Raw genomic sequence first — 7,500 nt, 5'->3', positions numbered from 1 at the left:
TCCCTGGTTTTTGCAATATCCGCCGATCAATTTTCGTTTTTCCTATATCGAGCAATGTACCCGCCAATGCGACCTGCATCCATTCTTTTTCTGGTACCTTGACCCATTTTGCAATCATATAAGAAATCATCCCAACCGCTACGGCATGCTCATAAGCATAGCTATCCATCTTTGCAAAGCGCCGAAGGGAGAGGAGAACTTGGGGTTGCTGCTGAAACTCCGTAATGATCGGCGTAACAACTTCTCTGACTTCCATAACGGGTATGTTATTGCCACCTTGTACGCGGGTCATCAAATTTTTTAGTGTAGACACTGCTCTATCAAATGACTCCTGAAACACAGGTTTAGCTTGAGTAAACTTATCAGAAGCTTCTGGCGCCTCTACCTTAGTTGTAGGAGATTCCCCTTGGTCAGTCGAAGCCCCTCCCGAATCTTCTACTTGTACCTGCTTGATCATGAACGCTTCTAAGAATTGCACTTCTCTTTCATAGAGAGGGGTTCCTTTTGCAAAAAGAATGCCTCCCAATGCTGTAAATACGTCTTCAGCCAATTTCGCTCCAAGAGTCAGTTGTTTCACTTCCACATTGGGCAACCTGCTCACCACCCGATCCAACTTGTTAATGATATAGTATCCATTTCCCAATTTTACTTCAAACCCAAACCATTTGCAGGAAAAAAGCACTGGCCAGGACAAACTTTCTGCACTTACACGAAAAAACGCCCCACATTATGCGGGACGCTTTCGTCGCGATTTTCTTTATTCCTCTGTCGGTTCGGTAGACTCGGTAGGTTCGGTAGGCTCGGTTGCTTCGACAGTCTCTCCGTCTTGCAGATCTTCGATTCCCTCTTCCACATCTTCATCTGACATGTCCTCTTCCTCAGTCGGAGGACATTTGGCGACTGATCCCACTTGCTCATTTTCAGACAAACGGATCAGTTTCACACCTTGCGTGTAACGCCCCATCACAGAAATACCTTTCATTTCTGTACGAATGATGATGCCGGAAGTGGTAATAATCATCAGATCTTCTTCAGGTTCAACGACTTTCAGCCCGACGACCGGACCGCTTCGATCCGTAACATTGTGAGTCTTAATTCCTTTACCGCCACGAGATTGAATGCGGTATTCATCGACAGGAGTCCGTTTTCCGTAACCATTCGCCGTTACAATGAGCACTTCTGCATTTGGTTTGATAACGTCCATATCGATGACATCATCATCGTCGTCAAGGGTAATCCCCTTCACACCGGTGGCGTTACGTCCCATCGTGCGTACGTCTCCCTCATTGAAACGGACGGACATGCCTTTGTGAGTACCCATAATGATTTCTTGTTGGCCATCCGTCAGACGAACACCAATCAACTCATCATCGTCGCGCAGGTTAACCGCAATTAGTCCGCCTTTGCGAATATTTTCATAGGACTCAAGCGTGGTTTTCTTAATAATCCCCTTCTTGGTCGCAAAGAACAGGTAATGTTCTTGATCAAACTCCTTCACAGGGATTACCGCACTCACCCGTTCCCCTTTTTCAATCTGAATGAGATTGATGATTGGGGTACCTTTCGCTGTCCGGCTCAGGTCAGGAATCTCGAATCCTTTTAGGCGATACACCTTCCCTTTGCTCGTGAAGAACATGATGTAATCATGCGAGTTGGTAATGTACAGATGCTCGACAAAATCGTCATCCTTGGTTCCCAACCCCTGCACGCCACGTCCACCACGTTTTTGCGAACGATAGGTGGAAACAGGCAGACGCTTGATATATCCGTCATGCGTCAGGGTGATGACCACATCTTCCTCTGGGATCAAATCTGCATCTTCGATATGATTCTCATCGAATGTAATTTCCGTGCGTCTTGCATCGCCAAACTTCTCTTTGATCTCACCCAGCTCTTCCCGGATGATCGCGTAGATTTTGCCTTCGTCCGCAAGAATAGCACGCAGTTCTGCGATTTTTACCATGAGCTCTTGGTATTCGTTCTCGATTTTTTCTCGTTCCAAACCAGTCAGGCGTTGCAGACGCATATCAAGAATGGCCTGTGCCTGCTCGTAGGACAAGGAGTAATTTTCCATGAGTCCTGTGCGAGCTTCTTCCGTGGTTTGAGAAGAACGAATCAAGCTGATAATCTCGTCAATATGATCCAATGCAATGCGCAAGCCTTCCAAGATATGAGCACGGGCTTCTGCTTGCTTGAGATCGTATTCGGTCCTTCTGCGGATAATGACACGTTGGTGCTCCAAATAGTAATAGAGCATGTCACGCAGATTCAATACACGCGGACGACTGTCAACGAGTGCCAGCATATTCACACCAAATGTAGACTGCATTTGGGTATGCTTAAACAGATTGTTCAATACAACCTTTGGAATGACGTCACGGCGCAATTCCATGACGATACGCATTCCTTTGCGGTCAGACTCGTCACGAAGGTCGGTAATGCCTTCGATTTTTTTCTCACGCACTAGCTCCGCGATTTTTTCCACGAGTCTAGCCTTGTTCACCTGATAAGGGATCTCTGTTACGATGATGCGCGGTTTGCCTTTTCCATCCTCTTCAATCTGGGTTTTGGCGCGCATAATAATGGAACCACGACCTGTTTCATAGGCACGGCGAATACCACTGTAACCGAGAATCTCCCCTGCTGTAGGGAAGTCAGGTCCCTTGATAATCTTCATCAAATCTTGAATCGTAATATCCGGATTGTCGATCATGGCAATGACACCATCAATAACTTCCGTCAAGTTATGCGGCGGAATATTGGTAGCCATACCTACAGCAATCCCTGATGCACCATTTAAAAGCAGGTTCGGGAAACGAGAAGGCAATACAACCGGCTCTTCTTTGCGTCCGTCGTAGTTAGGAATGAAATCGACCGTTTCTTTATCAATATCGCGCAAGAGCTCCAGCGCGAGCTTGGAAAAACGCGACTCCGTATAACGCATCGCCGCTGCCGGGTCGCCGTCTACAGAACCGAAGTTCCCTTGCCCTTCAACCAGCATGTAGCGCATGTTAAAATCTTGGGCCATACGTACCATCGCTTCATAGATGGAAGAGTCACCATGCGGATGGTAGTTCGCCATTACTTCCCCGACAACGTTTGCCGATTTACGGAACGGCTTGTCAGGAGTAAGGCCCATATCGTGCATGGCATACAAAATACGCCTGTGTACAGGCTTCAAACCATCGCGAACGTCAGGCAAAGCCCGACTGACGATAACGCTCATCGCATAGCTAATGAACGATTCTCTCATTTCGTGGCTAATATCGACTTTTGGAAACCGAGCAGTTTCTTCTGCCATAAAGGGTAAACCTCCAACTGGTTATCACAATACTTCATTATACCATACAGAGAGAGGAGACGTCCAAAAAAACCAGTTGAATCAATCTATTTCCCCAATATTTCCCTCGGAATTTGGTCGTACACTCACGCATTTCATATTACCCCTAAATATTCCAGCTTTGTTTCACGCTGGGTCATTACACAAAACAAAAAAAGGCCCCTTTATTCTGGCGCCTAGAAGTTCATGTTTTTTTACATGTATTTATCATCATCTTTACAGCTTCACGACCATTTCCAATTCAGAGGAGCGAATCATTGTCTTTGTATCGATTAACAACCCGAACGTAATCGCGATCATCTGTACTAGTTTTCTCATGGTGTATCCCTCCGTTTATTGAATGTACTTTGATTTTACAGGGAATAGACATGTAGTCCTATCGATTTGGGTTTCAACTTCCTTACACTATTGTAAGGATCGTAGGCAAGTATGGGAAAAGTATGGGAAATGCCTACAACAACTACTTAAGTCCGTTTGAAGATGTACAATATAGTGAGAATCTACAGGTTCGCGGAGGAAACCTATGAAGACCTTTCACATTGCTATCGTAGACGATGACCTCAATATTCGTCAGATCATCGCAGCCTATCTGCAAAAGGAAGGCTATGTTACAACTGCCGTTGAATCAGCCGAAGAGGCTATTACATTAGAGCAAGAGAATCCCCCCGATCTATGGGTATTGGACATTATGTTGCCAGGTATGAATGGCTATGAGTTTTGCCGACGTATTCGAGCTGGCTCAGAAACGCCTATTATCATGGTTTCTGCTCGCGACGAAGAAGTAGACAAAATTCTTGGACTAGAGCTAGGAAGCGACGATTATCTCACCAAACCTTTTAGCCCTCGTGAATTAGTGGCACGTGTGAATCGGGCACTCCAGCGTTGGAAACAGATGAAATCCCATACGGAAGAAACCGCTAACAGCACTCTGGTATTAGATAAGGAAAAACGTCTCGTATATTCTTTTGGGGAGGAAGTTGAGGTGACCTCGAAAGAGTTTCAGGTGCTCAGCCTTTTATCGGAGCATCCGAATCGGGCTTTTTCCCGTGATGAACTGCTCTCTCTTATATGGGGTTATGATTATTTTGGAAGTGATCGAGTGGTTGATGATCTCATTCGTCGTATCCGAAAAAAGCTGGACAAGCTCCCTCTCGAAACGGTTTGGGGCTTTGGGTATCGCCTGCGAACTTCGGAAGGAACGAAGGATGAATGAGTATCCAATTTCGCATTACGTTGATGTTCGCCCTTCTTCTCTGTCTTGTCATGGGGGTATCCGCTGTTCTGATTAATTCGTTTTTACTGGATAATTTAATTGAGCAGCAAAAGAATGAATTAAACCTAAAAGGTCGATTCTGGATTGAAAAAATGAACGAATCGAATGTAAAGATTGAAACAGAGGGAGTCGCAGAACTCGAAAAGCTTCTCGTCTCCAATCGCAAGGTAGAAGTTTTAGTCTTGGGCAAAAAGAAAAAAGTGCTCTACACATCCCTGCCTTCTTCCAATTTGAATGAGTGGATGGATGCTCTTGAGCGTAAAGCGGAGAAAAGGCAAAATCGAAACATATGGATGGTCGGAAGCGATGATTACGTGGTCGTTAACTTGCCTTTTAAAAACGACGAAAAGCAAAGACTGATTCTAGCCTCTCCTGTACGTGGACTAAAAGACATTCGTATGGAGATGACGAATAACATATTACTGATCGTCTTGATTGGAGCTGTATCTACCATTTTGCTAAGCTTTTTTATTACACGTAGTATGGTGAAGCCACTCCATAAATTGACGAGAGAAATAAAGAAGGTTCAAGCACGACGTTTTTCCGAGGTCCAACTCATTCCTGCACGCGGTGAAATTGCTGAGGTCTCGAATAGTGTTTACTCCATGGCACAGGAACTCGATCGTTTTCATGAAATCCAGCGGCAATTTTTACAGAATGCTTCCCACGAGCTAAAAACCCCTCTCATGTCTATTCAAGGATATGCTGAGGGAATTCGCGATGGTGTTTTTGTTGATGCTGCTGCTGAAAAAGGTTTTGATGTCATCGTAGAGGAAACCAATCGATTAAAGCATATTGTGACTGAAATTATATTGTTGGCCAAACTTGAGGGCGAAGAGAATTTGTTCGATCCCTCATGGCATTCCGCTACTGACCTGGTGACTCGGGCCATTGAGCGCTTACACCCTTTGCAGCTCCAGCACAATGTAACGATTTCAGTACTTCCGACTAAAACCAATGACGTCGTGTACGTCGATGAAGGAAAGTTTCTTCAAGCCTTGTTGAATATCATTGGAAATGCTTTACGCCATGCCAAGAATCAGATCACGATTGAAATCAAATCAGGCAAACGTCAACTCCAAATAGAAGTACAAGATGATGGAGAGGGCATCGCGGAAGAACTTCTCCCTCATTTATTTCATCGTTTTGTGAAAGGAAAAAACGGTGATGTCGGACTGGGGCTAGCTATTTCTCGAGCAATTATCGAACGTTCGCACGGCTATCTCCAAGCAGAAAATGGTCCACTCCACGGCGCCGTTTTCCGCATCAACCTCCCCTTGTATCCGCAGCCTGAAAACTAACGAACACCCGAGTGATCTAGTGTCTACTCGGGTGTTTTTCTTTCCATCTATAATTTTACCGCTACATGTTCCCGGAAATTTTCGCCGCGAGCGCGTTCCTTCCAATCCGCATAACCATGACAGAAGCTATCAAGCAAAATATTCCAGCAATGATAAACATGATGAAGTAACTATTCAACATGGAATAAATGACTCCTCCACCGTAGGCAGCCACAGCAGCACCTAATTGATGTGCGGCCAATATCCACCCAAACAAAATTCCTGATTGTTGTTTTCCAAAAATATCGGTTGTCAACTTAAGTGTTGGAGGAACCGTGGCTACCCAATCTAAGCCATAGAAGACAATGAATAAGCCCAAAGTAAACGTAGAAGAGGATAGCGCTGCAGGAAGCAGCATTAACGAAAATCCCCGTAAACCGTAATACCAAAACAAGAGCCAACGATTGTTAAAACGGTCCGATAGCCAACCAGACAATGTTGTTCCAATAATATCAAAGATACCTATGAGGGCGAGTAAACTTGCAGCCGTTACCGCTGGAATGCCGTACTCCATACAAGCAGCTATAAAATGAGTACCGATTAAACCATTTGTAGAGAGACCGCAAATAAAAAAGCTGCCAGCCAACAACCAGAAATCAAAGGAACGAGACCCTTTTACTAAACCATCAATTGCTGCACGAAAAGGGTTTTGCTTGGTATCCTCTATTTCTTGATCAACTTCCGTCGCACCAAATGCCTGAAGTCCCTTATCACTTGGTCGGTCACGCATCAAGATAGCCACAATCGGAACCAAAATCAGAGCCGCTATTGCAATCACCCACGATGGCGTACGCCAGCCATCTGATTCAGCCAAGCTTGCAAGAAGAGGGAGAAATACCAGCTGTCCTGTTGCACCACTCGCTGTTAATATCCCCATAACCAATCCTCGTTGCTTCACAAACCAGCGATTTGCAATCATCGCTCCCAATACGGAGGCCGTGCATCCTGATCCGAGCCCAACAACCACTCCCCATAGTATCGTCAATTGCCAGGAGGCCTGCATCCAAGTCGTGAGGGAGGAACCCAATGCTAACAAGATAAGAGCAATGATCGTAATACGCCTTATGCCGAATCGATCCATGACTGCTGCTGCAAATGGGCCCACTAATCCGTATAGCAATAGATTAATCGACAGCGCTATGGAGATAGAAGAGCGACTCCAACCAAATTCTTGTTCAACAGGAACCATAAAAACACCAGGAGCTGAGCGAATTCCAGCGCCAACCAAGAGGATAAAAAAGGTGACACCTGCAATGATCCAGGCATAGTGGAGCCGACTCGAAGAAGCTTGTTCCATAATGGTATGACTCCTTTTTCGAAATGATAGACGTCAGAAATTTCAGTTTTAAAGAAGTACAAAAAAACCATCCAAGCTGGATGGCTTCTTTTATTCCCTGAAAACTGGATCTGCATGATTGCTAAGTGTGTGGATAAGTCCTCGACCGATTAGTATTCGTCAGCTCCACGCGTTACCGCGCTTCCACACCGAACCTATCAACCTCATCGTCTATGAGGGGTCTTACCAGCTTGCGCTGTGGGAAGTCTCA

The 7,500-nt window shown here is 45.3% G+C and carries 5 protein-coding genes and 1 rRNA gene (2 of these 6 cut by a window edge); 2 read left to right on the top strand and 4 right to left on the bottom strand.

Annotated features, from left to right (window positions below; all coding sequences use genetic code 11):
• A protein-coding gene (locus HP567_RS02755; RefSeq protein ID WP_173612568.1) for an HD-GYP domain-containing protein crosses the window boundary here: on the bottom strand, positions 1 to 592 show its 5' portion. 500 nt of this gene lie to the left of the window's left edge; only the first 592 of its 1,092 coding nucleotides appear in the window; its start codon is at positions 590 to 592; its stop codon lies off the left edge, out of view.
• A 165-nt stretch (positions 593 to 757) separates the two neighbouring features.
• Positions 758 to 3,301, bottom strand: coding sequence for a DNA gyrase subunit A (gene gyrA, locus HP567_RS02750; RefSeq protein ID WP_173612569.1), 2,544 nt, complete (start codon positions 3,299 to 3,301; stop codon positions 758 to 760).
• Between the two features lie 562 nt (positions 3,302 to 3,863).
• Here gyrA and HP567_RS02745 point away from each other — a divergent pair.
• Positions 3,864 to 4,553: a response regulator transcription factor gene (locus HP567_RS02745; protein WP_173612570.1), complete on the top strand. Its 690-nt coding sequence runs from the start codon at positions 3,864 to 3,866 to the stop codon at positions 4,551 to 4,553.
• Positions 4,550 to 5,914, top strand: coding sequence for a sensor histidine kinase (locus HP567_RS02740; protein ID WP_173612571.1), 1,365 nt, complete (start codon positions 4,550 to 4,552; stop codon positions 5,912 to 5,914). The genes HP567_RS02745 and HP567_RS02740 overlap by 4 nt, the downstream gene beginning before the upstream one ends.
• 61 nt (positions 5,915 to 5,975) lie before the next feature.
• Here the strand turns inward: HP567_RS02740 and HP567_RS02735 are convergent, their stop codons facing one another.
• Both HP567_RS02735 and HP567_RS02730 read right to left on the bottom strand, forming a co-directional pair.
• On the bottom strand, positions 5,976 to 7,250 hold the full coding sequence (locus tag HP567_RS02735; protein WP_173612572.1) for an MFS transporter: 1,275 nt from the start codon (positions 7,248 to 7,250) through the stop codon (positions 5,976 to 5,978).
• Between the two features lie 129 nt (positions 7,251 to 7,379).
• Positions 7,380 to 7,500: ribosomal RNA gene (locus HP567_RS02730) — 23S ribosomal RNA — on the bottom strand; it runs 2,808 nt beyond the window's last position.

The organism is Brevibacillus sp. M2.1A, from assembly GCF_013284355.2.
Classification (GTDB): Bacteria; Bacillota; Bacilli; order Brevibacillales; family Brevibacillaceae; genus Brevibacillus.
The sequence above is the reverse complement of the archived record's forward strand: the minus strand, read 5'-3'. Positions and strand labels throughout refer to the sequence as shown.